The organism is Kitasatospora sp. NPDC023120 (genome assembly GCF_055560835.1).
This window is the reverse complement of sequence record NZ_JBVHHY010000010.1, coordinates 42,467-67,068: the sequence shown is the minus strand read 5'-3', so window position 1 is coordinate 67,068 and position 24,602 is coordinate 42,467. Positions and strand designations below refer to the sequence as shown.

At 73.6% G+C, this 24,602-nt stretch carries 22 protein-coding genes and 1 pseudogene; 15 read left to right on the top strand and 8 right to left on the bottom strand.

Features of this window, described 5'->3' with window-relative positions; translation table 11 throughout:
- Positions 1-14 precede the first annotated feature (14 nt).
- Positions 15-815, top strand: coding sequence for an SDR family NAD(P)-dependent oxidoreductase (locus tag ACZ3TI_RS16495; RefSeq protein WP_465726903.1), 801 nt, complete (start codon positions 15-17; stop codon positions 813-815).
- Positions 816-822: 7 nt separating this feature from the next.
- Entirely contained in the window at positions 823-1,587 is a 765-nt protein-coding gene (locus tag ACZ3TI_RS16490) for a polysaccharide deacetylase family protein (RefSeq protein WP_465726902.1), read from the top strand.
- Positions 1,588-1,649: 62 nt separating this feature from the next.
- Here the strand turns inward: ACZ3TI_RS16490 and ACZ3TI_RS16485 are convergent, their stop codons facing one another.
- The 3 genes from ACZ3TI_RS16485 to ACZ3TI_RS16475 are packed head-to-tail and all read right to left on the bottom strand — an operon-like array spanning position 1,650 to position 4,861.
- Positions 1,650-2,741, bottom strand: a complete 1,092-nt coding sequence (locus ACZ3TI_RS16485) for an MGDG synthase family glycosyltransferase (protein WP_465726901.1) — start codon at positions 2,739-2,741, stop codon at positions 1,650-1,652.
- A 14-nt stretch (positions 2,742-2,755) separates the two neighbouring features.
- Positions 2,756-3,697 carry an NAD-dependent epimerase/dehydratase family protein gene (locus ACZ3TI_RS16480; protein WP_465726900.1) on the bottom strand — a complete coding sequence of 314 codons (942 nt, stop codon included), beginning with the start codon at positions 3,695-3,697 and terminating at the stop codon, positions 2,756-2,758.
- A 39-nt stretch (positions 3,698-3,736) separates the two neighbouring features.
- Positions 3,737-4,861, bottom strand: coding sequence for a DegT/DnrJ/EryC1/StrS family aminotransferase (locus tag ACZ3TI_RS16475; RefSeq protein WP_465726899.1), 1,125 nt, complete (start codon positions 4,859-4,861; stop codon positions 3,737-3,739).
- Between the two features lie 466 nt (positions 4,862-5,327).
- On the opposite strand from ACZ3TI_RS16475, the gene ACZ3TI_RS16470 reads away from it, so the two are divergent.
- From ACZ3TI_RS16470 to ACZ3TI_RS16445, 6 genes are all read left to right on the top strand, one after another.
- Entirely contained in the window at positions 5,328-7,529 is a 2,202-nt protein-coding gene (locus tag ACZ3TI_RS16470) for an MMPL family transporter (RefSeq protein WP_465726898.1), read from the top strand.
- A gap of 97 nt (positions 7,530-7,626) precedes the next feature.
- Positions 7,627-9,069: a sensor histidine kinase gene (locus ACZ3TI_RS16465; protein ID WP_465726897.1), complete on the top strand. Its 1,443-nt coding sequence runs from the start codon at positions 7,627-7,629 to the stop codon at positions 9,067-9,069.
- On the top strand, positions 9,066-9,743 hold the full coding sequence (locus ACZ3TI_RS16460) for a response regulator transcription factor (RefSeq protein ID WP_465726896.1): 678 nt from the start codon (positions 9,066-9,068) through the stop codon (positions 9,741-9,743). The genes ACZ3TI_RS16465 and ACZ3TI_RS16460 overlap by 4 nt, the downstream gene beginning before the upstream one ends.
- Before the next feature lie 102 nt (positions 9,744-9,845).
- A complete protein-coding gene (locus ACZ3TI_RS16455) occupies positions 9,846-10,496 on the top strand; it encodes a hypothetical protein (RefSeq protein WP_465726895.1) in 651 nt (216 codons plus the stop codon).
- Positions 10,497-10,698: 202 nt separating this feature from the next.
- Entirely contained in the window at positions 10,699-11,535 is an 837-nt protein-coding gene (locus ACZ3TI_RS16450) for an NUDIX hydrolase (protein ID WP_465726894.1), read from the top strand.
- Positions 11,536-11,546: 11 nt separating this feature from the next.
- Positions 11,547-11,816 (top strand): hypothetical protein, encoded by a 270-nt coding sequence (locus ACZ3TI_RS16445; RefSeq protein WP_465726893.1) that lies wholly within the window; start codon positions 11,547-11,549, stop codon positions 11,814-11,816.
- On the opposite strand, the gene ACZ3TI_RS16440 is transcribed toward ACZ3TI_RS16445, so the two are convergent.
- The 3 genes and pseudogenes from ACZ3TI_RS16440 to ACZ3TI_RS16430 all read right to left on the bottom strand — a co-directional run bounded on the left by ACZ3TI_RS16440 (position 11,792) and on the right by ACZ3TI_RS16430 (position 14,504).
- On the bottom strand, positions 11,792-12,109 hold the full coding sequence (locus ACZ3TI_RS16440; RefSeq protein WP_465727090.1) for a hypothetical protein: 318 nt from the start codon (positions 12,107-12,109) through the stop codon (positions 11,792-11,794). The two genes, ACZ3TI_RS16445 and ACZ3TI_RS16440, sit on opposite strands and share 25 nt — an antisense overlap.
- A 50-nt stretch (positions 12,110-12,159) precedes the next feature.
- Positions 12,160-13,130 (bottom strand): annotated as a pseudogene (locus ACZ3TI_RS16435) (phosphotransferase family protein).
- A gap of 114 nt (positions 13,131-13,244) precedes the next feature.
- Positions 13,245-14,504 carry an MFS transporter gene (locus ACZ3TI_RS16430; RefSeq protein WP_465726892.1) on the bottom strand — a complete coding sequence of 420 codons (1,260 nt, stop codon included), beginning with the start codon at positions 14,502-14,504 and terminating at the stop codon, positions 13,245-13,247.
- Between the two features lie 136 nt (positions 14,505-14,640).
- On the opposite strand from ACZ3TI_RS16430, the gene ACZ3TI_RS16425 reads away from it, so the two are divergent.
- The gene (locus tag ACZ3TI_RS16425) at positions 14,641-15,594 is read left to right on the top strand and encodes a LysR family transcriptional regulator (RefSeq protein ID WP_465726891.1); all 954 of its coding nucleotides are present in this window, start codon (positions 14,641-14,643) and stop codon (positions 15,592-15,594) included.
- An 817-nt stretch (positions 15,595-16,411) separates the two neighbouring features.
- Here the strand turns inward: ACZ3TI_RS16425 and ACZ3TI_RS16420 are convergent.
- Entirely contained in the window at positions 16,412-17,236 is an 825-nt protein-coding gene (locus tag ACZ3TI_RS16420) for an SAM-dependent methyltransferase (RefSeq protein WP_465727089.1), read from the bottom strand.
- Between the two features lie 326 nt (positions 17,237-17,562).
- Between ACZ3TI_RS16420 and ACZ3TI_RS16415 the strand changes: the two genes are divergently transcribed.
- The 6 genes from ACZ3TI_RS16415 (at position 17,563) to ACZ3TI_RS16390 (ending at position 23,188) form a co-directional block, all read left to right on the top strand.
- The gene (locus tag ACZ3TI_RS16415) at positions 17,563-17,910 is read left to right on the top strand and encodes a PRC-barrel domain-containing protein (protein ID WP_465726890.1); all 348 of its coding nucleotides are present in this window, start codon (positions 17,563-17,565) and stop codon (positions 17,908-17,910) included.
- Between the two features lie 214 nt (positions 17,911-18,124).
- Positions 18,125-18,391, top strand: a complete 267-nt coding sequence (locus tag ACZ3TI_RS16410; RefSeq protein ID WP_329931520.1) for a metal-sensitive transcriptional regulator — start codon at positions 18,125-18,127, stop codon at positions 18,389-18,391.
- Positions 18,392-18,695: 304 nt separating this feature from the next.
- The gene (locus ACZ3TI_RS16405; RefSeq protein ID WP_465726889.1) at positions 18,696-20,150 is read left to right on the top strand and encodes an endonuclease/exonuclease/phosphatase family protein; all 1,455 of its coding nucleotides are present in this window, start codon (positions 18,696-18,698) and stop codon (positions 20,148-20,150) included.
- Positions 20,151-20,181: 31 nt separating this feature from the next.
- Positions 20,182-22,167, top strand: a complete 1,986-nt coding sequence (locus ACZ3TI_RS16400) for a phosphocholine-specific phospholipase C (protein ID WP_465726888.1) — start codon at positions 20,182-20,184, stop codon at positions 22,165-22,167.
- Between the two features lie 93 nt (positions 22,168-22,260).
- The gene (locus ACZ3TI_RS16395) at positions 22,261-22,734 is read left to right on the top strand and encodes a VOC family protein (protein WP_465726887.1); all 474 of its coding nucleotides are present in this window, start codon (positions 22,261-22,263) and stop codon (positions 22,732-22,734) included.
- A 4-nt stretch (positions 22,735-22,738) separates the two neighbouring features.
- Positions 22,739-23,188, top strand: coding sequence for an SRPBCC family protein (locus ACZ3TI_RS16390; protein ID WP_465726886.1), 450 nt, complete (start codon positions 22,739-22,741; stop codon positions 23,186-23,188).
- Between the two features lie 78 nt (positions 23,189-23,266).
- Here the strand turns inward: ACZ3TI_RS16390 and ACZ3TI_RS16385 are convergent, their stop codons facing one another.
- On the bottom strand, positions 23,267-24,523 hold the full coding sequence (locus tag ACZ3TI_RS16385) for an FUSC family protein (RefSeq protein ID WP_465726885.1): 1,257 nt from the start codon (positions 24,521-24,523) through the stop codon (positions 23,267-23,269).
- Between the last annotated feature and the right edge of the window lie 79 nt (positions 24,524-24,602).

The window sequence follows — 24,602 nt, the reverse complement described above, 5'->3', positions numbered from 1 at the left end:
GCGGCAGGTGCGCGATGGCGGAGGAACACCGATCGGAACCCCACCCCCGATCCCGACGGTCGGCGCCGACCGAGCGCCCCGTCGCGCTGATCACCGGCGCCTCCTCGGGGATCGGCCTCGCCACCGCCACCCGCCTGGCCGAGGCGGGCTGGCAGCTCCTGCTCTCCGGTACCGACCGTGCCCGCCTCGACGAGATCGCCGACCGCACCGGCGGCCTGGCCCTGCCCGAGGACCTCAGCAAGCCGGACGGCCCGCGCCGCCTCGCCGACGCCGCCCTGGCCGAGGCCGGCCGGGTGGACGCCCTGGTCGCGAGCGCCGGCCTCGGCTGGCGCGGCCCGTTCGCGGACACCCCCTCCGACACCCTGGACCGGATGATCGAGGTCAACCTCGCCGCCCCGCTGCGCCTGGTCCGCCTCCTCCTGCCCGGCATGCTGGAGCGCCGCCACGGCCGGATCGTGCTGCTGGGCTCGATGGCCGGCCAGGTCGGCGTGCGCGACGAGTCGGGCTACGCGGCCACCAAGGGCGGGCTGACGATGTTCGCCGAGAGCCTCTGGTACGAGCTGCGCGGGACGGGGGTGGGCGTGCGCCTGGTGCTCCCGGGGGCGGTGGACACCCCGTTCTTCGACCGGCGCGGCACGCCCTACCAGCGCGAACGGCCGCGCCCCGTCTCGGCGGAGCGGGTCGCCGACACCGTGGTCGCGACCATCACCACCGAACGCGACCGCCTCTACGTGCCGCACTGGCTCGGCTTCCCGGCCCGCATCCACGGCGTCGCGCCGGGCGTGTTCCGTCGGATGGCCTCCCGCTTCGGGTGAGCCCGGGGTGACGATCGCGAGCACGGCCCTCGCCGCCGCGGCCGCAGTGGAGTTCCTGCACCTCGCCCCGGCCGCCGTCCGCCTCCCGCCGCTGCGCCGCACCCTGTTCCGCCGTACGGCGGGCCACGGCACCGCCCCGGGCCACGTCGCGCTGACCTTCGACGACGGCCCCGACCCGCGCAGCACCCCGTACGTGCTCGACGCGCTGGACGACCTCGGCGCCCGCGCCACCTTCTTCCTGCTCGGCGCGATGCTGGAGCGCGCTCCGGCACTCGGCCGCGAACTGGTCCGGCGCGGCCACGAGGTCGCCGTCCACGGCTGGCACCACCGGCAGCAGTGGTACCCGGCGCCCGCCCGCGACCTGCGGGAACTGCGCCGCGCCACCGAGGCGGTCACCGACCTCTGCGGCGTCCGCCCGCTCTGGTACCGCCCGCCGTACGGCGTGCTGACCGCAGGCCCGGCGTCGGCCGCCCACCGTCTCGGCCTGCGCAGCGTGCTGTGGACCGCCTGGGGCCGCGACTGGACTGCGGAGGCCACCGGCGCCTCCGTCTACGCGACCGCCCGCCCCGGCCTCACCGGCGGCGCGACCCTCCTCCTCCACGACTCCGACTGCACCTCCGCCCCCGACTCCTGGCGCGCCACCCTCGCCGCCCTCCCCCTGATCGCCACCCACTGCCGCACGCGCCACCTCACCCTCGGCCCACTCCGCGACCACGCCGTGCCCTCGACCGCCTGTCCGTCCCGGACCAACCGGACGCCCCCGCCGCCCTGACCCGCCGCAGCGCTTCACCGAACCCGGCCTCCCACGGTCCCGGTGTGGCCCCCTCCCCGGCTCTACCCCAACCCCACCCGCCGCAGTGCCTCCTCGAACCCCGCCCCCCACCGACCCGGTGTGGCCCCCGGCGAGGGCTCCGGGGACGGCCGCCGCAGTGCCGCGAGGGCGTTGCGGACGACTTCGGCCGGGCGGGCCGAGGTGACGTCGGCGTGGCCGAGTTCGAGCTCGTGCTGGAGGTTGTCGCGTCCGTGACCCTGGACGACGTCGAGCAGCAGCAGGCGCCGCCCGAGTGCGCGGGCCTCGCTGCAGGTGTCGCCGGAGCTGGTGACGACGAGGTCGGCGGCGGCCATCAGCGCGGGGACCCGGTCGGTGTAGCCGAACGGGTGCAGCCGGGGCTGTCGGCGTGCGGCGGCTTGCAGGCGGCGCTCGAGCTCGGGGTTGTGCCCGGCCACCGCGAGCACGTGCGGCCCGGCCGCGGCGAGCGAGGCGGCGGTGCGGGCGAGCGGTCCGAGCCCCCAGGAGCCCGACATCAGCAGCACGCACGGGGCGTCCGCCGGCACCCCGAGTCCGGCTCGAGCCTCGTCCCGCCCCGGCGGCCGGTAGAACGGCTGCCGCAGCGGCGCGGGCACGACGGCGATGTCGGCGTCCGGCCGGTAGCGCCGCACCGCGCAGGCGGCGACCTCCGAGGTGACCAGGAACAGGTCGGTTCCCTCCTGGACCCAGAGCCGGTGCGGTGTCACGTCGGTGCAGAACACGAAGTGCCGGAACTCCCGCCCCTGCCCCCATTCCTGCAGCCGGTTGACCGCCGAGGTCGCAGTGGCGAACACCGAGACCACCAGCTGCGGCCGCTGCGCCTCGACCAGTTTCCGCAGCGCCGGGACCAGCCTGGTCCGGGCAGCCGCGTCGGCGAGCAGTGCGATCCGCGCGCCCGGCCGCAGTGCCGAGAAGTGGAAGGCGTCGTACACGCCGGGCAGGTCGAGCAACCGGCGGAACACCGCCTCCCCGGCCGCACCCGAGCGTTCGCCGAGCAGGGCCATCGCGTCGACGGTGTCGGTGGTCCAGCCGCGGTCCCGCAGGGTGTCCGCACAGGCCTGGGCCATCACGTCGTGGCCCTGGCCGAGCGAGCCGGAGACCAGCAGGGCGTGCGGCATCGGGCGGGCCCCGGTCAGGTGGTGGTGGAGGCGGTGGCGGCCCGGTACCAGTCGGCGTACCGCCGTACGCCGTCCGCGAAGTTGGTCCGCGGCGACCAGCCCAGCAGCCGCTTGGCCTGGGCGGAGGAGATCCGCCGCCCCGCGTAGTCGGCCTTCCGGCCGCCGATGTGCTCGATGCTGACGGGCCCGAGCAACTTGTCGACGGTGTCGGCGATGTCGCGCACCGAGACGGCGGTGGAGCCCTCGAGGGCGAAGGTCTGGTCCTCGGCGGCGGGGGAGAGGGCCCGGACGTGGGCGTCGGCGAGGTCCTCGACGTAGACGAAGTTGCGGCTCTGCCGCCCGTCGCCGGCGATGGTGATCGGCCGTCCGGCCAGGGCCGCCTGGACGAACCGGGCGACGACCAGCTCGTCGCGCATCCTGGGCCCGTACGGGATGCCGTAGCGCAGGATGGTGAAGTGCTGCCCGTACAGCTCGCGGTAGCTGTGCACCAGCATCTCGGCGGCGAGTTTGGTGGCCACGTACAGGTGTCCGCTGTGCTCCAGCTCGATCGGGACGTGCTCGTCCAACTCCTGTTCCTCACCGCCTAGTTGTTCGCCGGCGAGGGCGGCGCCGTAGACCCAGACGGTGCTCGCCAGAACGGTCCGGCTGAGGCCGCTGCGCCGGGCGGCCTCCAGGACGGCCTCGGTGCCGTCGATGTTGGTCCGCACGGCGCGGACCGGGTCGGCGCAGACCTGCTCGACGTCGGCCAGCGCGGCGAGGTGGTAGACCACTTCGCTGCCGGCCAGCGCGGCGGTGAGGGCCTTCAGATCGAGGACGTCGATCCGGGCGTGCTCGGCGTCGGGGTTGAGGTACTTGTCGGTGGTGTCCACCGCGAGGACCTCGTGGCCGGCCGCGATCAGGTGGTCCACGACGTGTGAACCGATGAATCCGCAGCCCCCGGTGACGGCTATCCGCACGATCTTGCTCCCTTCGCTCCGGCCGGTCGCTCCGGCCAGCTAGCCGACCAGCCGTCGGTACACCGTCGAGACGGCCCCGATGACCTGCTCGGTCTCGTCCTCCGTCATGTCGGAGTGCACCGGCAGGCAGACCTGCCGCGCGCAGACGTCCTCGGCCACCGGCAGCGGTCCGCCCCGGTACGGCGCGAACACCGGCTGCAGGTGCAGCGGCAGGTCGTAGACCTCGCCGGACAGCCGGACGCCGTGCTCCTCGGCGACCGCCCGCTTGAACGCCACGCGGTCGGTCCCGGGTGGCAGCAGCGCCACGTACTTGTAGTAGTTGCCGCGGCAGCCGGGCGGTTCGAGCAGCGGCTCCAAGCCGTCCAGCCCGGCCAGCGCCGCGTCGTAGCGGTGGGCGACGGCCCGGCGGGTCTCGATGAACTCCTTGAGCCGGCGCAGGTGCACCGTGCCGACCGCCGCATGGAGTTCGCTCATCCGCCAGGAGTAGCCGAGCAGCACGTGGTGGTTGGTGGTGAAGGACCCCTTGCCCTGGTCGCGGTAGATCCTGGCCTCGTCGCGCAGCTCGGGCGACTCGGTGAGGATCATGCCGCCCTCGCCGCTGGTGGTGACCTTGGTCGGGTAGAAGGAGAAGGCCCCGGCCAGCCCGAAGGTCCCGGCGGCGCGCCCGTTCACGCTGCTGCCGTGCGCGTGCGCGGCGTCCTCGACCAGCGGGATGCCGTGCCGGTCGCAGAGCGCCCGCAGGGCGTCGACCTGCGGGGTGACCAGCCCGCCGATGTGCACCAGGACGACGGCGGCGGTGTCGGGGGTGAGCGCCGCTTCGAGGGTCTCGGGGGAGAGCGCGAGGGTGGCCGGGTCGACGTCGGCGAACACCGGGCGCCCGCCCGCGTGGACCACCGCGCCGGCGGTCGCATAGAAGGTGACGGCGGGCACGACCACGTCGCGGTCCCGGACGTCGACGGTGCGCAGGATCACCTCCAGGGCCGCCGTACCGCTGCTCACCGCGACGGCGTGGGTGGCGCCGTGCTCGGCGGCGAAGGCCTGCTCGAAGCGCTCGGTCCAGGGGCCGAGGGTGAGGGCGCCGGTGGTGAGCATCTCGGTCACCGCCTCGGCGACGGCCGCGCGGTCGCTCTCGTCGAACACGATGCGGGCGGCTGGAACGCCCATGGGGCACCTCCGGCGGCGGGCTGCGCGAGCAGCACCGATCGGGTCGGATCCTCCCGAACCGCACGGAAAGCGGTCGGGTCAGGCACATCACGCTACTTCGCCCGGCGGGGTCGCGGCCCGTCGTCGCCACCCGCACGGGTGACCCGGCTGCTTCCGCCGCAGGTAGGAGGCCTACTCCTGACGCCGGGCGTGCGCTCCTCCGTACGGGGGAGGGGCGTACTGCGTCCGCAGTACGCAAACGGCCTGCGCAGGGACGACGACGGAGCAGGGGTCGGCGATCAAGGATTGGTCACGCTGCGGTGGACCGCGTCCTCAGGGGCGTACGGCCCGCGCCCGCGGCACGCCCCGTACCGAAAGCCGCACCTCGCCTACATCCGAACCGCACCGTACCCGCACCGCACCGCACCCGTGTCCGCACCACACCCGTGTCCGAACCGCACCCGTGTCCGAAGGAGGCCGCTCTCCCGTGGCCACGTTCCTCTACCGTCTGGGCCGATGGGCCTTCGTCCGGCGCCGGCTGGTGACCTTGCTCTGGGTCGCCGTGCTGGCGGTCTGCGGAGTCCTGGCGACCAAGGCGCCCGCCGCACCCGACGACGGCTTCGCGATGCCCGGCACGGAAGCGCAGAAGGCCTTCGACCTGATGAACGAGCGCTTCCCCGGCGGCCACGCCGACGGCGCCTCGGCCCGGCTGGTGTTCGTCGCGCCCTCCGGACAGAAGATCACCGCCGGGCCCAACCAGCAGGCGGTCGAGCGGACGGTCGACGAGCTCGCGCACGCCGACCAGGTCACCGGGGCGGTCAGCCCGTTCAAGGCCGGCGCCGTCTCCAAGGACGGCACCACCGCGTACGCGACGGTCAGCTACTCCGCCAAGGCGGGCGAGCTGTCCAAGGGCGCCACCGACGCCCTGGAGCAGGCCGCGCAGCACGGCCGGGGCGCCGGGCTCAAGGTCGAGGTCGGCGGCAACGCGCTGATGGCCAAGCCCGAGGCGGGCGGCAGCAGCGAGGCGATCGGCATGGCGCTGTCCGCGGTCGTCCTGGTGATCACCTTCGGCTCGCTGGTCGCGGCCGGCCTGCCGCTGCTCACGGCGGTCGTCGGCGTCGGGCTCGGCATGGCGCTGATCACCGCGCTCGGCAGCACCCTCGGCCTGTCCGGTACCACCGGCACCCTCGCCATGATGCTCGGCCTCGCGGTCGGCATCGACTACGCGGTGTTCATCGTCTCCCGCTACCGGGCCGAGCTCACCGAGGGCCGGACGCCCGAGGAGGCGGCCGGCCGGGCCGTCGGCACCGCCGGGTCCGCGGTGGTGTTCGCCGGGCTCACCGTGGTGATCGCCCTCGCCGGGCTCTCCGTGGTCGGCATCCCGCTGCTGGCCAAGATGGGCATGGCCGCCGCCGGGACGGTCGTCATCGCCGTGCTGGTCGCGCTCAGCCTGGTCCCCGCGCTGCTCGGCTTCCTCGGCCGCAAGGTGCTGCCGCGCAAGGTCCGCAAGGCCGGCGGCGACACCGCCCGCGCGTCCGCGAAGGAGAACGGCGGCGCCCGCTGGGCCCGGTTCGTGCTGCGCCGCCCGCTCGCGGTGCTGCTCGGCGGCGTGATCGGCCTCGGCGTGCTCGCGGCCCCCGCGCTCGACCTGCGGCTCGGCCTGCCGGGCGACGAGGCCAAGCCCACCTCCACCACCCAGCGCCGCGCCTACGACCTGCTGTCCGAGGGCTTCGGCCCCGGCTTCAACGGCCCGCTGACCGTCCTGGTGGACGCCAAGGGCGTCGCCGACCCGAAGGCGGCGGCCGACGCGGTGTCCAAGAAGGTCGCCGGCCTGCCCGGCGTCGTCACCGTGACGCCGCCGATGTTCAACAAGGCGGGCGACACGGCGCTGCTCAACGCGATACCGGCGACCGGCCCGAGCGAGGCCCAGACCAAGGACATCGTGCACGCCATCCGCGGCGACGCCGCCGGCCTGAAGTCGGCCACCGGCGCGACGATCCTGGTCAGCGGCACGACGGCGATGAACATCGACGTCTCGCAGAAGCTCACCGACGCGCTGGTGCCCTACCTCGCCCTGGTCGTCGGCCTCGCCGTCCTCCTGCTGCTGGTGGTCTTCCGCTCCGTGCTCGTCCCGCTGAAGGCGGCACTCGGCTTCCTGCTCTCGGTGGCCGCAGCGCTCGGTGCGGTGGTCGCGGTCTTCCAGTGGGGCTGGCTGGCGGACCTGATCGGCGTGGAACAGACCGGCCCGGTGATGAGCATGATGCCGATCTTCATGATCGGCGTGGTCTTCGGCCTCGCCATGGACTACGAGGTGTTCCTGGTCACCCGGATCCGCGAAGGCTTCGTCCACGGCGAGCAGCCAGACAAGGCCATCGTCACCGGCTTCCGGCACAACGCCCGGGTGGTCACCGCCGCGGCCTTCATCATGATCGCCGTCTTCGCGGGGTTCATCGGGATGAGCGAGCCGATGATCAAGATGATGGGCCTCGGCCTCGCCGCGGCTGTCGCCTTCGACGCCTTCATCGTCCGGATGACCATCGTCCCGGCCGTCCTCGCACTGCTCGGACGCCGCGCCTGGTGGCTGCCGCGCCGACTCGACCGGCTCATACCGGACGTGGACGTGGAGGGCAGCAAGCTGCAGACGCCCGCCGCAGAACCGCCCCCGGACCGGGAGTCGGTCACCGTCTAGCCGGGCCCTGATCCGCACGCCCACCGCTACCGTTGCAGTCAGGGGCCGTCGCCGCTCGCGCCGACAGCCCCTGACTCGCGACCCGGAGACCAGCACCATGACCACCACCTGGCAGCGCCTGCGCCGGAACCATCCCCGGCGACTGGACGTGATCGGCGGCGCCGCCCTGATCGCGGTCGTCGGCATCGGCACCACGGTCGACCAGACCGGCCACCTCAGCAGCCCCGACCCGGTCTCCGCAGTCCTCGGGCTGGTCTCCGCGCTCGCCGTGTTCGGTCACCGCCGACACCCCCGGGCGGTCACCGCCGTCACCCTCGCCTGCACCGTCCTGCTCGCGCTCACCAGCCCCCGGCTGACCATCGCCCTGGCCGCCCCGCTGCTCTGTGCCCTCTACTTCCTCGCCGTCCGTACCGACCGCGCGACCGCGCTGCGCGCCTCCATCGCCAGTGCCGTCCTGCTCACCGGGATCGCGCTGACGGTCGGTAGCGGCGGCTCCCTCGGCGAGCGGCTCGGCGTCCTCGCCTGGTCCCTGCTGCCCGGTGCCCTCGGCGACTCCATCCGCAACCGCCGCGCCCACCTCGCGGCCATCGAGGAGCGCGCCGAACGCGCCGAACGCACCCGCGAGGAGGAGGCCCGCCGCCGGGTCGCCGACGAGCGGATCCGGATCGCCCGCGACCTGCACGACGTGGTCGCCCACCACATCGCCCTCGCCAACGCCCAGGCCGGCATCGCCGTCCACCTCATGGACAGCCACCCCGTCCAGGCCCGCGAGGTGCTCAGCCACATCACCGACGCCACCGGCTCGGCCCTGCAGGAGCTGCGCGCCACCGTCGGCCTGCTGCGTCGCGCCGAGGAGCCCGCCCCGCTGGAGCCCACCCCGGGCCTCGACCGGTTGCCCGAGCTGATCGGCTCCTTCGAACGGGCCGGGCTGCCGGTCCGGCTCACCGTCCGCGGTGAAGCGCGGTCGCTGTCGCCCGGCGTCGACCTCACCGCCTTCCGGATCGTCCAGGAGTCGCTGACCAACGTCGCCAAGCACGCCCACGGCGCCGACGCCGAGGTCACCCTCGCTTACAGCGAGAGCCGGGTCACGGTCAGCGTCGCCAACGGCCGCCCGACCGCGACCGGGCGCCCCCGGGCCGCGCTGCTGCCCGAGCCCGTCCCGGGCGAGAGCGGTTTCGGCCTGATCGGCATGCGGGAGCGGGCCGGCGCGGTCGGCGGCCGGCTCAGCGCCGACGGGCAGTCCGACGGCGGCTTCCTGGTCACCGCTGAGCTGCCCCTGCGCACCGGAGCCCGCGACGACGGCCCGGCCCAGGCCGACGCGGTCACCGGCAGCGCGGTCGTCGGTGGACCGGCAGCCGGGGGAACAGCGGCCGGGGGACGGGATCGCGCCGTTCGGCGAGGCGGCGCCGCACCGCACTGCGGCCCCCGAATCACGCGTGCCGCCCGTACACACGAAGCGGCCCGCACGCCCGAAGCCGCTCCCACGCACGAAACGGAACGACAGGATCGCGCCGTTCGAGAGGACAGGGACCACGCATGACCATCCGGGTACTGCTCGCCGACGACCAGGCCCTGCTGCGCGGTGCCTTCCGCATGCTGATCGACGCGGAGGAGGACATGGAGGTGGTCGGCGAGGCCGCCGACGGGCACGAGGCCGTCGCGCTCGCCCGGGCCACCAAGCCCGACATCGTCCTGATGGACATCCGGATGCCCGGTGCCGACGGCCTCGGCGCCACCGCCGCGATCTGCGGTGACGAGGAGCTGTGCGGTACCCGGGTGCTCATCCTCACCACCTTCGAGATCGACGAGTACGTGGCCCAGGCGCTGCGCGCGGGCGCCGGCGGCTTCCTCGGCAAGGGCGCCGACCCGAAGGAGCTGCTCGCCGCCGTCCGTACCGTCGCGGCCGGAGACGCCCTGCTCTCGCCCGCCGCCACCCGGGCCGTGATCGACCAGTTCCTGGCCCAGCCCGACCCGGGCGCCGCCGGCCCGGTGAGCGAGCGGCTCGCCGTCCTCACCGCCCGCGAGCGCGAGGTGATGTCGATGGCGGCCACCGGCCTCACCAACGAGGAGATCGCCGAGCGGATGTTCGTCAGCCCCTTCACGGTCCGCACCCATGTGCACCGGGCGATGTCCAAGCTCGACGCCCGTGACCGCGCCCAACTCGTCGCGATCGCCTACCAATCCGGACTGGTCCCGCCCGGCCGACCGTCCTGATCGCCCTGCGCCCGAGCGCCTGCGACGGCCTGGCCGAAAACGACCTCCGAACTGGTGTATCAGCGAGTAGTCTTCCGGTGACTCAGAATGAGGAGGATGTTCGTGGAAACCAAGGACACGGCAGGCGAAGTGCGGAATCTCCAGCCGTTGCCCGGGCGCACGTCGGACGAATCGCAGGCGTTCGACCTCCGGCTCGCGCGCTTGCTCCACCTGCTCGGGGTCCAGGTCGCACCCGGGCCCGACTACCAGGGCGCGGCCCGATGGGAGGTCCACAAGGCGGTCGCCGGACGGTCCGTACTCCCCGAGGCGTACTTCGAGGCGCTGCTGGAGGCGGCGGTCCACGACCCCAACCCGAGCTTCAACCGCCGCTTCGTCGAGCCCGCCCTGCTCGCCTTCGGGCAGCGCCGGGTCCGGCTCGCGCTGCTCGGCTACCTGCGCACCGGCACCAACCCGGAGCGGGCCGGCGCCGCGCGGGCCTGGTACTGGACGGCCCTGTCGATCGGCGACGGCAGCAACGGCGCCGCCGCTGACGAGGGCTCGAGCGTCCGGGACACCTGGTACGAGACCGCGCTGCGGGAGTTCGTGGCCAACCCGGACCTCGACGTCCGCCGCTGCATCCTCCCCGGCCTCCCGCTCGTGCCGCGCGCCTACCCGGCGGAGCTGCACGGCCTGGTCGAGGCGGCGGTCACGATCGCTCGCGCGCACCCGGACGAGTACATCCGGCACCGCGCCGAGATCCAGGTCGGACTCTGACCTTCGTACGCCCCCGCCTCCGGGTGCGCGCAACGAGTGCGTACCCGGAGCGGAATTCCCCTCCCTGCTACGAGATCCGCCCACGATCCGGCCGATCGCACGCCAACCGGCATTCCCCGCCCGCTGATTCGTGAGCTTGTCGTCCGATCACGCCAATGCTGATCGCCTGCCACCGATCCCGGAGCCCTGCCACCATGGCGGAATGACCGAAGACACGACAGCCGCGGCCGAAGCGGCTTCGTCAGCGGAAGTCCGACTCCTCGAACCCGCTGGCATCCGGCTGGCCGAGACCCCCGCACCGCCCCTCACGGCGGCGGAGCGGGCCGCGATGGACCGCGCCTGGACGCAGGCCGTCCGAGCACACCCCGGGCTCTTCGACGGTCCGGCCGTCGCCTGCACCGGCCTCACCCCGGACGGGCCCGACACGCTCGTCCTGCACTGGGCGCGCATCGGCTACCGCCGCTTCGCCCTGCGCCTCGTCCCGGGTGCCACCGCCCGGGTGGGCCCGCTGTACGTCGCGGTCGTCCAACCCGCCGACGACGGACGGATCCTGGTCGGCCGGTCCGGCGGCTCGACCGCCCGCCCCGGCCGCTGGGGCCTGCCCGGCGGCTCCGCCGAACCGCCCCCGCCCGGCCGCCCCCTCGACCCGTCCGCGCTGCGCCGCCACGCCGCCAGGGAACTCGCCGAGGAGACCGGCGTGTTCACGCCCCCGGAGCGCCTCACCCGCTGGACCCTCGTCCAGGGCGAGCACGGCGACCTCGGCGTGCTCCACCTCGCCCCTCCCCGTCCGGCCCGTGAACTGATCGAGCGTCACGCGGAGTTGTGCGCCGCCCACCGGTCGCTCGGCACCGAGCCGGAGCTGGACCGGATCGCCCTGCTCGGTTCCCCGGCCGAGGCCGCCGCTCTCCCCGGCCCGCAGGCCGACCACCTCCGTCCGGTGCTGCGCCGCCTCCTGAGGGGTCAGGGATCCGTCTCGGCGGCTCAAGGTGGTCCAGACCACCATGTGGAACGCGATGGCGGTGGCCCGTCCCGCGTGTGATCGTTTGCCGCATGCAGAGCTTCCCGTCCTTCGACGGCTCCCGGATCGCCTACGAACTCGCGGGCGAGGGCGAGGCGTTGGTGGTACTGCCCGGCGGGCCCGGTTCGGACGTCCGCTACCCGGGCGACCTCGGCGACATCGGCGGCCTCGCCGTCCTGCAGTGGCGGATCCTGCCGCATCGCGCCGCGACGGTCGCCGCCGTCCGCCTGCGCCTCCCTGCGAACGAGGCCGTCCGCTTAGAGCACGTCAGACCGCGTCAGAGCGCCGAAGCATCCGGGTAGTGGCGCCGGAGTTCGTCGATCACGCGCCCGTCGACAGCCCTGACCTCCCAGAACGAGCTGTCCACCTCCGTCAGGACCACCACCAGCGCGTCCTCGGCGCTGCCGCGGGCCTCGGCATCGACCAGCTGGACTCCCGGGGGCACCAGTGAGCGCAGCGTCCGGGTGTCCATGCCGTCACCCGCGGAACGGCGCTCCAGCTCCGCGGGCAGGTCCCACCTCTCGTCGCACTCGACCCGCCACCGCAGCCTCAGGCCGAAGTCGCCGAGGCAGGCCAGCAGTTCAGCGAGCGTCACATAGTGCGAGCCCTGCCACGCCGGGAAGGTGATCCCTTTCATCCCGTTCATCACAGCAGGTCCAGAGCGTGCCGGAGGTTGTACTCGGCGATGTCCGCCATGGCCGAGCGGGGGGGGGGAAGTCGCCGTCGAGCAGCCGCAGCGGGCCCGCGGTCAGGGACAGCCGCTGTGCGAGGGTGTAGAGGGCGAGCCGGTCCTCGTCCAGGCCGTCCGCGGCGAGCGGCCGGTAGGCGTCGTGGAAGCGGATCCGCAGGAAGACGTGCTCCCACTCGACGTCGAAGTACATCGTGCCTTCGAGGTCGATCAGCACCGGGTGCCCGTCCTCGTCCACCCGGACGTGGTCGGGCCCGAGTTCGCCGTGCACGACCGCGTACTCGGCGCGGGGGCGCACCGCCGCCGCCAGGCCCGCCAGCCGCTCCTCCAGCCGGCCGTGGGCCTGCGCGACCCGAGGGTCGCGCGCCGCGGCTTCGGCGAGGTCCCGCAGCGCACGCCGGAGGACGACCCCCTCGCAGGACGTTCCGAGCGAGGTTCCTCCGCCGTCGACCACGGCCACCTTCCCGTACCCGGGCGCCCGGTGGTGTCGCATCCCCTCCAGCGCCTCCGCGAGCCGGGCGACGACCGGGGCGGCGGCGTGCGGGTCGCGCGCGAGCAGGTGTTCCAGGCTCTCGCCCGGGAGGTCCTCGACGATCGCGAGATCGGCCGGACCGTGGGTGCCGTCGTGGTCGAGGAGGAGGATCGCCGGGACACGGACGCCGAGCGCGTCCAGCCGGGCGTGCGCGGCCTCGAACAGGTCGAGTCCGGGACGGGGCGAGAGCGGGTCGGTGGGGTCGTCGTCGCCCTCGGCGGCCGGCCAGTGGTTCTCGGTGTCGTCCCAGAGATAGACGATCGCCCTCGTGGCGTCGTCCATCGCCAGGCGGTACACGCCCTTCTTGCTGCCGCCCGCAAGCCGTTCGACGGCCGCGAGCCGCCTCCCGCCGCCGAGTGCGGCACTCGCCGCACCCGCCAGTCGCGCCCGCGTCACTGCCCTGGGTGCCACCACGCTCCGTACCGCCCTCTCCGTGACCACGACCCGCGCACCCTACGGGAGCATCGACGCGGGGGCGACGGGATTCCGCGACCGTCCGGTGGCGTTCCGTCAGCCGCGGACGACGGTCGCCGGACGGCCCGCCTCGGGCTCGGGCTCCGGTTCGAGGCCCCGGCGGGGCAGGAGCAGCGGGGTGGCGAGGACGAGCAGGGAGGCCACGCCGATCGCCGTGCGGGCGCCGATCAGCGCCGCGAGCACGCCCCACACGGCGGTGAGGGTCGCGATCGCGGCCTTGGCGGTGACCGACCAGGCGGAGAGCGTCCGGGCGACACGGTCGGGGGCGGTCCGTCGGAGCCGGATGGTGGAGAGCACCGGGTTGAACACTCCGATGCAGAGGATCATCCCGAACTCGACCGCCATCACCAGCAACATCCCGGCCGCGCCGGGCCCCACGAGGACCAGCCCGAGCAGCCAGCACGACCGCAGCACCCCGGAGACGAGCAGCACCCGTCGCGGCCCGTAGCGGGCGACGAGCGGCCGGGAGAGCCGGGAGCCGACCAGACCGCCGAGGCACGGCACGGCGAAGGCCAGCCCGTACTGCCAGGGGGCGAAGTGCAGTTGTCCGAGCAGCAGGACGGCGAGCGTCGGCTCGGTGGCCATGATCAGGGCGTTGAACAGGATGTTGTTGAGGAACAGCGGGCGCAGCACCCGGTCGGCGAGGATGTACCGCCAGCCGTCCAGCAGTTCGCCGACCCGCCGCGGCCCGGACTCCGGACGTACGGGCGTCGGCTCGCCCCCGTCGCCGCCGGCGCGGATGCCCAGGGCCGACAGCAGGTAGCTCGCGGCATCGGCGACCACGGTGGCGACCGGGCCCAGGACGGCGATCGCGACGCCGCCGATCGGCGGGCCGAGGACCGTCGACGTCCACGTCGTGGACTCGAAGCGGGCGTTCGCGGCGAGCAGGTCCTCCGGGCGCAGCAGCGACTTGAGGTACGCGCCGCTCGCCGCGCCGAACGCGATGTCGGCGGCGGCGACCAGGACCGACACCACCAGCAGCTGGCCCATCCCGAGCCCGCCGAACGCGTAGGCGACGGGGATGCTCAGCAGGGCGACGCAGCGCAGCAGGTCCATGCCGATCAGCACGGGTCGTTTGCGGCGGAACTCCACCCATGGGCCGAGGGGCACCGCCAGGACGGCCCCGACCGCCGCCCCCGTCGCCGCGAGGGCCGCGACCTCCGCCGGACCGGCGTCCAACACCTGGATCGCGATCAGCGGGAAGGCGTTGAACGCGATCCGGGTCCCGAAGCTGCTGACCGCGAAGGCCGCCCAGAACCACTCGAAGCGCCGCCCCAGCGACTGCCTGCCCCACATACCCCGTGCCTCCTGCCGCCACAACCGTCCGGTGATCCCCAGCATCAAAGCGAGCGGTACCGTCACGGATCAAACAACCGGGGGAGTGCCGGTGGACAACGCCTGGTTGTGTCCGCTCGCCCGTAGGATGTCGGCCGTGGACCTCAACGCCGTGCGCACCTTCGTCGCCGCCGCGGAGGCGGGCCAGTTCCAGGAGGCGGCCGTCGCACTGTCCGTCACCCAGCAGGCCGTCTCCAAGCGCATCGCCGCGCTGGAACAGGACCTCGGGGTACGGCTCTTCACCCGCACCCCGCGTGGCGCCGAGCTCACCATCGACGGACAGGCCTTCCTGCCGCACGCCCGCGAGCTGCTCCGGGCCGCCGAACGGGCCGTCGCCTCCGTCCGGCCCGGCAGCCGCGCACTGCGGGTGGACGTGATCGGCACCCGGCTGCTGCCGTCCTCGCTGCTGCGGGACTTCCACCGGGCGTACCCGGAGGTCGAGTTGGACGTGGTGACGCTGTACGACGCCGACGCGGCCGTCGCCGCCGTCCGCGCCGGAACGATCGATGCCTCGATCAGGGCGGTGACCATGCCCGGGCGGGTGCTCCCGGAGGAGATCGCGACCGTCCGGGTCATGGACGAGGCCCACGACCTGCTCACCGGCCCGGGCCACGCACTCGCCGACGCCCGGTCGGTCACCCTGACCGAACTGGTCGGGCACCGCATCTGGATCCCCGGCATCGCCCCGGGCACCGAGTGGGGCGCCTACTACGAGGACCTCGCGTCGGCCTTCGGCCTCACCATCGAGGCGACCGGGCCCAACTTCGGCGCCGACGCCCTCCTGGACGTGATCGCCGACACCCCGGGGCTCGCCAGCCTCGTCGGCGAGCACACCCGCCTGGTCTGGCCCGCCGGCCACGGCCTGCGTCGTATCCCCGTCCACACCCCCACCCCGGTGTACCCCCACTCCCTCCTCTGGCACCGCGACAACCCCCACCCCGCCCTCCCCACCCTCCGCACCCACCTCACCACCAGCCCGCCCTACCCCGCCCCCGCCACCCCCACCTGGACCCCCGCGTGGGCCCAACCCCGGCCGGAGCTAAATCTGTAGACCGGTCTGCATATTTCTGCGCCCGCCATTGCGCTGCTGCTGCGCAGGAAGTCGGCCAGCCCGACTTCCTGCGCGGGGCACAGAATCTGTAGACCGGTCGACATATTGTTCCCTCACCGCGCTGCGGGCGGTGCGCCGGAAGTCGATGTGGCCGACTTCCTGTGCGCGGCAGCCGGGCAGCGCTGGGCTGCGCGGCACGTCTATGTAGACCGGTCTGCATATTGTCCGTTCCGTGGGCAATCCGGGCGCCGAGCAGGAAGTCGGACGGGCGACTCTGGTGGCGAAGTCTCTTGGGGTGGGTATGGGACAGTCCGGCGAGCGGTGGGCGGCGGTGCCCGTGCCGCTCGTCGCCCGCACGTTGCGCGAGCGGGGCGTACGGCCCCAGGGTGAGCAGACGCTGCGGCTGTCCTGGTCCACGCATCCGCTGGCGGTGGCGATGCGCGACGTCCTCGGCGACCGGATCGCGGAGCACCCGGACGTGCGGCCACGAACACCTGATGGTCCACGTGGCCGTCCGGCCCGGTGCGCCGACAACGGCCGGCCGGCAGCTGGCCCAGGCCCTGCTCACCGACTACCTCACGCTCGGCGAGGGTGATCCGCGGGTAGCCGTCCGCGTGCTGGACCCGGCCGCCGAGCCTGCGGCGATCGCGGAGCTCGACCGGATGGGACTGGACACCGTACGGTCCAGCCTGACACCGGGCGGGTGGAGGTCGTCTCGCGCGAGTACGACGCGCCGCCTGCACCTTCACCCGCCACGGCCGACGCTGGCACCCCCGCCCCCAAGCGCCGCTGGTGGCAGCGCGGTTGACCGGCCGGCTCAGGGCTTGCGGGCCACCGCGCCGTACATGCTGACGCGGTCGGCCCCTGCGGCGGGGGCGCTGTCGGGGCGCCAGAGCGGGACGGTGACCACGCCGGGCTCGAAGAGTTCGAGGCCGTCGAAGAAGGCGTGCACCTCGGCGCGGCTGCGGCCGACGAGGGGCGCGGTGGCCTTGTCGTAGACGCCGGTCACGCGGTCGCGGATCTCGCGCGGGATGAAGTCGGCGGTGCCGTGGGAGAGGACCAGGTGGCTGCCGGAGGGCAGGGCGTCCAGCAGCGTGGCGACGGCTCGGTACGGCTCGTCCTCGTCGCGCAGGAAGTGGAGGACCGCCGCGAGGACCAGGCCGACCGGCCGGGAGAAGTCGAGCAGGTCCGCGGCGCGCACGGCGTCCAGCAGGTCGGCCGGCCCCCGCAGGTCGGCCTGGATGACGGCGGTGCGGCCGGAGCCCACGCCGGCCATCAGGGCGCGGGCGTGGCTGAGCACGATCGGGTCGTTGTCGACGTACGCGACGCGGGTGCCGGGGTCGGCGGCCTGGGCGATCTCGTGGGTGTTGCCGGCCGTCGGAATACCGGTGCCGATGTCGAGGAACTGGTCGATGCCGAGGTCGGCGACGCAGCGCACCGCGCGGGTGAGGAAGCCCCGGTTGGCGCGGGCGGTGGAGCGGAACTCGGGGTTGGCGGCGAGCGCCTTCTCGGCGGCGGCCCGGTCGGCGGGGAAGTTGTCCTTCCCGCCGAGGTAGTAGTCGTACATCCGGGCCGGGTGTGGAAGATCGGTCCGCAATTCCACCGGGTCGATCGGGTGTCTGCTGTCGCCGGGCTCGTACATCCGGTCCCCTCCGCTGGCCTGAGTGACTGTCACCAGGTGTCACCAGGCGTCCTGCGACAGCCGGTTGACCGTTCACGCATGATAGCGGGCCGGATTCGGCCGTCGATGGGTTCCCCGGCACCTCCAGCACGGCGAGAGCAGAGCGCATCTGCGTCGATGCAGTGAGTGACGCGCCAGTTGTCTTCGCGCGCTGCGCCGGCCGGGCCGTAGCGCCGGCCGCGCCCGCCCGGTGGCTCGCCGCGCGGGCCCGTCCCTCCCGGCGCAGGATGGAAGGCCCGGGGCAGTGGCACATCCGGCGACGGGAGGTCCGGGCCGTGGGAATCGCAATGGCAGACATCCGCGAGTGGCGCGGCCACGCCGTGGTCGACGAGAAGAGCCACCGCATCGGCTCGCTGGAGGCGGTCTACGTCGAGACGGCCAGCGACGAGGCGTTCTTCGCCACCGTCACGGTGGGCTGGGCCGGGCGCCGCCGCCTGGTGTTCGTCCCGCTGATCGGTGCCGTGGTCGGACCGGACTACGTTCGGGTGGCGTACCCGAAGAACCTGGTCAAGCAGGCTCCGGCGATCGGCACCGATGACGTCCTGCCCGCCCAGGACGAACCCGCCGTGTTCGCGCACTACGAGCTTCCGTACGCGCCCGGTGCCGGCGGCGAGCGCCGACTGGCCCGCGGCTGAGGGCCCTGGACGGGTGCCGCCTTCGTTCGCCCCGGGACACCCGGGACACCCCGGAATCCCGGGAACCCAGGATTCCCGAGGACAGCCGGGATTCCCGAGGACGCCCTGGAATCCCGGGGACACCCGGGACACCCAGCCCGTCCGGGACGCCCGGGATGAATACCCCGCCGGGTACGCTTGCCCATCGACAGTCGATGTGAAGGGCGGCCCCGACATGCAGGTGGACGAGGAAGCGGTCGGCGCGGTCCTGAACCGGCTGCGGCGCGCCCAGGGCCAGCTGGCCGGAGTGATCGCGATGATCGAGGCGGGCCGGGACTGCAAGGACGTGGTCACCCAGCTCGCGGCCGTTTCGCGGGCCCTCGACCGGGCCGGGTTCAAGATCGTCGCCAGCGGTATGCGCCAGTGCATGGCCGCTGCCGACGAGGATGGTGCGCCGATGACCGAGGCCGAGCTGGAGAAGCTGTTCCTCGCCCTGGCCTGACCGGCGGAACGGCCCCGACCGCACACCCTTTCCAGCGGGCCGCGACGGAACCTCCGTCGCGGCCCGCTGCGCATGCCCGCGAATGTTCCCGTGCCGCCCGACGCTCCGTCATGCGTCGTTCACGCGCTGGTCGCCGGCCTTCGGATGAATGAGGCCGCCCGCAGTTGTACAGCCAACTGTCCCGTACGGTTCCCCGGCTCCCGAACTGCGGCGCGCCCTCCCCTCCAGCCTCCGTGACCAGCCGAACCCGGCTCCGGCGAACCGTCCCCCGGCGGACCGGCCCCGGGCGGCGGACAGGACGACCGTGGCCGCAGGCAGCACCCTGACCATCACCTCATCCTCCGGATCCTCCGGAGCCTCCGACCCCACCGAAGGCGACCGGCTCACCTTCCACTGGACCACCGACGCCCCCGACGCCAAGAACTGGGTCGGCGTCTACGACGGCAGCCGTCAACCCGGCAGCGGCGCCTCGCTGCTGTGGAAGTACACCCCGGGCACCGCCGGCGACGTCCAGCTGGACACCTCGGCGCTGACCGGCGGCCCGTACACCGCCTACCTCCTCGCCAAGGACGGCTACGGCATCCTCGCCCGGACCGCCCCGTTCACCTTCCGCCCCAAGCCCGCCGTGGTCCGACCGCACGCCGCCGTCGACGCCTTCACGACCACGCCCGTCGCCCCGGGCACCGCGGTGCGGGTCAGGCTCGGCGGCCTGTGGTCCCGCCCGGCCGGCAACGCGCCAGGCTCCGCCGCCTACCGCAAGGTCAGCGGCCCGGCCTGGGCCTCCGTCAGCGCGGACGGCACGCTCGGCGGCACCGCTCCCGCCACCCCGGGCAGGAACCCCGAGGCGGTCGTCGTCGGCGTCAGGGACAGCGCGGGCGCCACCGACACCGTCACCGTCCTGGTCCCCGTCGTCGACCCGGCCGCGCCGCTGCGCCTCAAGGCGGCGAGCTGGAACCTGCACGACGCGGGCGCGGCCTGCACCGACGCGCTGGAGAAGCAGCTGCGGGTGGTCCTCGTCCAGGGCCTGGACGTGCTGGGCCTCCAGGAGACCGCGGGGGAGCGGGCCAGGACCCTGGCCGACGCCCTCGGCTGGTACGCCTACCAGAGCCCGGGCAGCGTCGGCATCCTCAGCCGCTACCCGCTCGCCGAGGTCACCGCGCCGACCGCCGACCTGCCCGCCGCCGCGGCGACGCTGCAGCTGCCCGGCGGCCGCGTCGTCCGCTTCTGGGCCGCGCACCTGGACGAGGCGGGCTACGGCCCGTACGCCGTCCAGGACGGCAGCACCGCCGCCCGGGCGGTGGCCGCCGAGAGGGGCTCGCTCCGGCTGAAGCAGGCCGAGGCGCTGGCCGCCGCTGTGCGCGCGGACCTCGCCCGGCGCACCCCGGTCGTCCTGGCCGGCGCGCTGTCCTCGCCCTCCCACCTGGACTGGACGGCCGCCACCGCCGCCGCCCACCACGGCGTCGGTCCGCTCGACTGGCCGGTCACCGTGGCGCTGCAGGCCGCCGGCCTGACCGACACCTTCCGCGAGGAGCACCCCGACCCGGCCAAGGCCCCGGGCTCCACCTGGTCGCCCACCCGCAAGCGGCGCGGCGACCGGCCCGAGCCCCAGGACCGGATCGACTACGTCCAGTACGCCGGCCCGCTGAAGCTGGTCGAGGCGCACACCCTGGTCGCCGACTGGCCGCAGCCCGAGCCGAACGCCGCCGTCAACGAGTGGCCCTCCGACACCGCCGCCGCCGTCGCCACCTTCCAGCTCTGAGACCCCACCAGCTCCGAGAGGCCAGTTCGTGATGCCCGAGCTCTCCCGCCGTACCTTCGTCGGCGCCACCGCGGCCGTCGGCGCCACCGCCCTGACCGGCCTGTCCGCCACCCGGGCCGAAGCCGCCCCCGCCGAGGAGACGGCCCTCACCGGCACCGTCAAGGACGTGAAGCACGTCGTCGTCCTGATGCAGGAGAACCGCAGCTTCGACCACTACTTCGGCACCCTTGCCGGCGTGCGCGGCTTCGGCGACAAGCAGGCGCTCCAATTCCCGGACGGCACCGACGTGTTCCGGCAGCCCGACAGCCGGCGCAGCGACGGCGGCGTCATGCTGCCGTACCGGATGGACACCGCCAAGTACAACGCGCAGAACGCCGGCGGCCTCGCCCACGACTGGGCGACCGGCCACCAGGCCATCAACAACGGTGCGATGAACAAGTGGATCGCCGCCAAGGGCGAGCGCACCATGGGCTACTTCACCCGCGAGGACATCCCCTACCAGTACGCCCTGGCCGACGCGTTCACCGTCTGCGACGCCTACTTCACGTCCCTCGCCGGCCCCACCGACCCCAACCGCCTCTACCTGTGGACGGGTACGGCCGGCCCCGGCCGCGACGGCACCACCGGGCCGTGGATCGACAACACCCCGGTCACCGACAACCCCGTCGCCGACTGGACCACCTACGCCGAACGCCTGCAGGCGGCCGGCGTCACCTGGCGCGTCTACCACAACCCCAGCAAGGACGAGCGCACCGGCGACTACGACGACAACGCACTCTCCTACTTCAGGCAGTTCCACGACTTCCCGCACGACGACCCGCGGTACGTCAACGCGATGACGAAGTTCGACCCGGCCGACTTCGACCGCCACTGCAAGGACGGCGCCCTGCCGACCATCTCCTGGCTGGTCGCGCCCTACCTGTTCTCCGAGCACCCGGAGGCCGGCCCGGCCTACGGCGCGCACTGGGTCGACCAGGCGCTGCAGTCGCTGATGTCCAACCCCGACGTCTGGCGGCACACCGTCTTCCTGGTCATGTACGACGAGAACGACGGCTACTTCGACCACATGGTCCCGCCGACCCCCGAGCCCGGCACCCTCGAGGAGTTCACCCACGGACGGGCCATCGGCCTCGGAAACCGCGTCCCGCTCTGGGTCATCTCGCCCTGGTCGCGAGGTGGTTGGGTCAACTCCCAGGTCTTCGACCACACCTCGGTGCTGCGCTTCATGGAGCTGGTCACCGGTGTGGCCGAGCCCAACATCTCGGCCTGGCGCCGGGCCGTCTGCGGCGACCTCACCAGCTGCTTCGACTTCGCCGCCCCGGACGAATCGCTCCCGAAGCTGCCCGACACCAAGGCCCTGATGGCCAGGGCCGACGCGGGCGCCAAGCTGCCCGGCGTCGCGCTGCCGGCGGTCGGCGCCCAGTCGATGCCCGTCCAGGAGCGAGGCGAGCGCCCGCACCGCCCGCTGCCGTACCAGCCGTGGGCCGACGTCGAGGTGGACCGGAGGACCGGCAAGGTCACCTGCACGATGAGCAACGACGGTTCGGTGGCCTACCCGTACACCGTCTACCCGAACATCCTGCTGCCCTTCGCGGGCACCCCGTACACCGTCGCCCCCGGCGCCACCGCGACGTACGTCTGGGACGCGGCCGCGACCAACGGCCGCTACGACTTCACGGTGCACGGCCCGGACGGCTTCGTCCGCCGCTTCGCCGGCACGGTGGTCCGCGACGGACAGGACGGGCGGGACGGGCAGAACGACATCGCCGTGCCGATCGTCACCGCCGACCTGCGAGGCCGCAGGCTCACCCTCCAGCTGGTCAACGACGGCATGACCGAGGCGGCCTTCACCGCCGCGCCCAACGACTTCGCGGGCACCGCGCAGACCGTCTGGGTCAAGCCCGGCAAGCAGGTCAACCTGGCCTGGCCGCTGGACAAGCAGGGCCGCTACGACGTCGTCGTGACGGCCCACACCGGTCGGCGCTTCGTCCAGCGGTACGCGGGCTGGGTGCACTGATCCGGTAGCCCCGGCGAGGTCGGGGGCGCCGAACCGGTGACCCCCGGCCGTGGCTCGGCCCTCCGGTCGGACCCCGCCGCTACCGTCGGGCGCATGCAGAAAATCAGCACCTTCCTCTGGTACGACGACCAGGCCGAAGAGGCCGCCGCCTTCTACACCTCGCTCTTCCCCAACTCCCGCATCACGCGCGTCACTCACTACGGCGAGGCCGGCCCGGGCGTGGCGGGATCGGTCATGACCGTCGACTTTGAGCTCGCGGGACGCGAGTACGTGGCCCTCAACGGCGGCCCCGAGTTCCCGTTCACCGAGGCCGTCTCGCTGCAGGTGGAGTGCGAGGACCAGCAGGAGGTCGACCGGCTCTGGGGCGCGCTCACCGCCGACGGCGGGCAGGAGGGCCCGTGTGGCTGGCTCAAGGACCGCTTCGGCCTCTCCTGGCAGATCACGCCGCGCGTCCTGCTCGACCTGGTCGGCGGCGAGGACCGGGCCAAGGCCGACCGCGTGATGGCGACCATGCTGCAGATGCGCAAGCTCGACATCCAGCCCCTGCTCGACGCGGCCGGGCGGTGATGCCGTGACCACCCACACCCACCGCGCCATCCTCTACCTGCGGGCCACCCCCGAGCGGCTCTGGCACGCGCTCACCAACGCCGACGAGTCCGGCCTCTACTGGGGCCACCGCAACGTCTCGACCTGGCTGCCCGGTGCGCCCTGGGAGCACCAGCGCACCGACGACTCCGGGATCGCCGACGTCGTCGGCACCGTCGAGGCCGCCGACCGCCCGCACCGGCTGGTCACCACCTGGGCCGGTCCGGAGGAGCGGCGCCCGGGCGGCCCCTCCCGGGTCACCTTCGACATCCACAGCTGGCAGGACCTCACCCGGCTCACCGTCACCCACGAGAACCTCGCCGACGAGGCCGAGCGGGCGGACGCCGAACTGGGCTGGTCGGCGGTGCTCTCCAACCTCAAGACCTACCTCGAGACGGGCCACCCGCTCCCGCAGCAGCCCTGGCTGATGCCCTGATGCCCTGACGCGCTGGAGCGCTGGAGCCCTGATGCCCGACGCCCCGACGCGCTGGGGCCCTGCCGCCCGAGCATCCGATCAGCGCCCGGCCTCCGCCGCCGGGCGCCCCTTCCTCGCCCACCCCCGCCTCCGCTCGCCGCGCAGGAAGCGGCGCAGTGCGGCGAACCGCGCGAACCGCTCCCGGTTCGCCACCGAGGCCCGGTCCAGCTCCTCCATCAGCCGCCGGCTGCGGTGCTCCAGGTCCAGCTCGTCCAGGATCCGGTCCACCTCGGCCAGTATCGAACCGTGCAGCTGCCAGGCCTCCGGGTGCTCCTGCACCTTGCGCAGCAGCACCTGGGCGACGTTCTCCCGGCAGGCCCAGGCCGCCGTGAGCTCGGCGGTCAGCCGGTCCTCGGCCTCCTCGGCGTTGCGGCTCACCTGGGTGGTGACCAGCACCGCGAAGCTCACCATCGCCCCGCCGACGTGGTCCAGCAGCTCCTCCAGCCCCACCGCGACGTCCGGCGGGAAGAGCCGCTCGTCGGGCCCGCGCCGCTTGGCGAGGTCGGTGAGCGAGCGGGCCAGCACCCGGATCACCACGACGCAGATCTCCAGGGTGTCCAGCCCGGTGCGCAGCACTAGCCGGGACAGCAGCCCCTCGCTGATCCGAGGGTTGAACCGCAGGCTGTCCTCGGCCTGTCGCAGTGCCCCGTCGACCTCGGCGATCGCCTGGTCCAGCCGACGGGCCTCGTGCAGCCGCTCGGCGGCCCGGGCGACCGGGGTGGGGCGGCCCAGCTCCTCGGCGATGTCGAGCAGCAGATGGCGGGCCCGCCGGGCGAGGTCCTCGATCGACTCCCCGGCGGTGTCCACCCAGACCGGCGGGGCGAACAGCAGGTTGAACAGCAGGCCGGCGGCGGCGCCGATGAGCGTCTCCAGCACCCGGTCCCAGGCCTGCGAGGCCAGCTTGGTGACGCCCAGGATCAGCATCGCGCTGATCGCGACCTCCTGGACGAACTCCTCGACCCGGACGAACCGGCCGACGACCAGCGAGGCCAGGATGATCAGGCCGAGGCTCCACCAGGAGAGCCCGACCACGGCGCTGAAGCCGATCGCGATCAGCACCCCGACGACCACCGAGTTGACCCGGCGGATGCTGGTCTTGAGCGTCGAGTAGACGGTGACCTGGACGACGAGCAGCGCGGTCAGCGGCGCCGTCAGCGGGGCGGGCTCGCTGCTGAGCTGCGTCGCCACCGCGTAGGCGAGGGTGGCCGCGACGGTGGCCCGTACGCTCTGGACCACGAAGGGTTCTCGGGCGTTGCGGCGGATCAGGGCCGTGAGTGACTCCGGGAGAAGGGCCATGTCGCCCTTCTTTCCCCGCAGCCGCGCTTCACACCGTCCCCGGGCCCGTCCGGCACCCGTATGAACCCATACGCACCCG

Excerpts from the sequence above, each read along its gene's own strand:
- ACZ3TI_RS16410 (WP_329931520.1), top strand. The coding sequence starts at position 18,125 with ATGCAGGTGGACGAGGAAGCGGTCGGCGCGGTCCTGAACCGGCTGCGG.
- ACZ3TI_RS16430 (WP_465726892.1), bottom strand. The coding sequence starts at position 14,504 with ATGTGGGGCAGGCAGTCGCTGGGGCGGCGCTTCGAGTGGTTCTGGGCG.
- ACZ3TI_RS16385 (WP_465726885.1), bottom strand. The coding sequence starts at position 24,523 with ATGGCCCTTCTCCCGGAGTCACTCACGGCCCTGATCCGCCGCAACGCC.
- ACZ3TI_RS16395 (WP_465726887.1), top strand. The coding sequence starts at position 22,261 with ATGCAGAAAATCAGCACCTTCCTCTGGTACGACGACCAGGCCGAAGAG.
- ACZ3TI_RS16450 (WP_465726894.1), top strand. The coding sequence starts at position 10,699 with ATGACCGAAGACACGACAGCCGCGGCCGAAGCGGCTTCGTCAGCGGAA.
- ACZ3TI_RS16445 (WP_465726893.1), top strand. The coding sequence starts at position 11,547 with ATGCAGAGCTTCCCGTCCTTCGACGGCTCCCGGATCGCCTACGAACTC.
- ACZ3TI_RS16495 (WP_465726903.1), top strand. The coding sequence starts at position 15 with ATGGCGGAGGAACACCGATCGGAACCCCACCCCCGATCCCGACGGTCG.
- ACZ3TI_RS16475 (WP_465726899.1), bottom strand. The coding sequence starts at position 4,861 with ATGGGCGTTCCAGCCGCCCGCATCGTGTTCGACGAGAGCGACCGCGCG.
- ACZ3TI_RS16415 (WP_465726890.1), top strand. The coding sequence starts at position 17,563 with ATGGCAGACATCCGCGAGTGGCGCGGCCACGCCGTGGTCGACGAGAAG.
- ACZ3TI_RS16420 (WP_465727089.1), bottom strand. The coding sequence starts at position 17,236 with ATGTACGAGCCCGGCGACAGCAGACACCCGATCGACCCGGTGGAATTG.
- ACZ3TI_RS16465 (WP_465726897.1), top strand. The coding sequence starts at position 7,627 with ATGACCACCACCTGGCAGCGCCTGCGCCGGAACCATCCCCGGCGACTG.
- ACZ3TI_RS16460 (WP_465726896.1), top strand. The coding sequence starts at position 9,066 with ATGACCATCCGGGTACTGCTCGCCGACGACCAGGCCCTGCTGCGCGGT.
- ACZ3TI_RS16485 (WP_465726901.1), bottom strand. The coding sequence starts at position 2,741 with ATGCCGCACGCCCTGCTGGTCTCCGGCTCGCTCGGCCAGGGCCACGAC.
- ACZ3TI_RS16400 (WP_465726888.1), top strand. The coding sequence starts at position 20,182 with ATGCCCGAGCTCTCCCGCCGTACCTTCGTCGGCGCCACCGCGGCCGTC.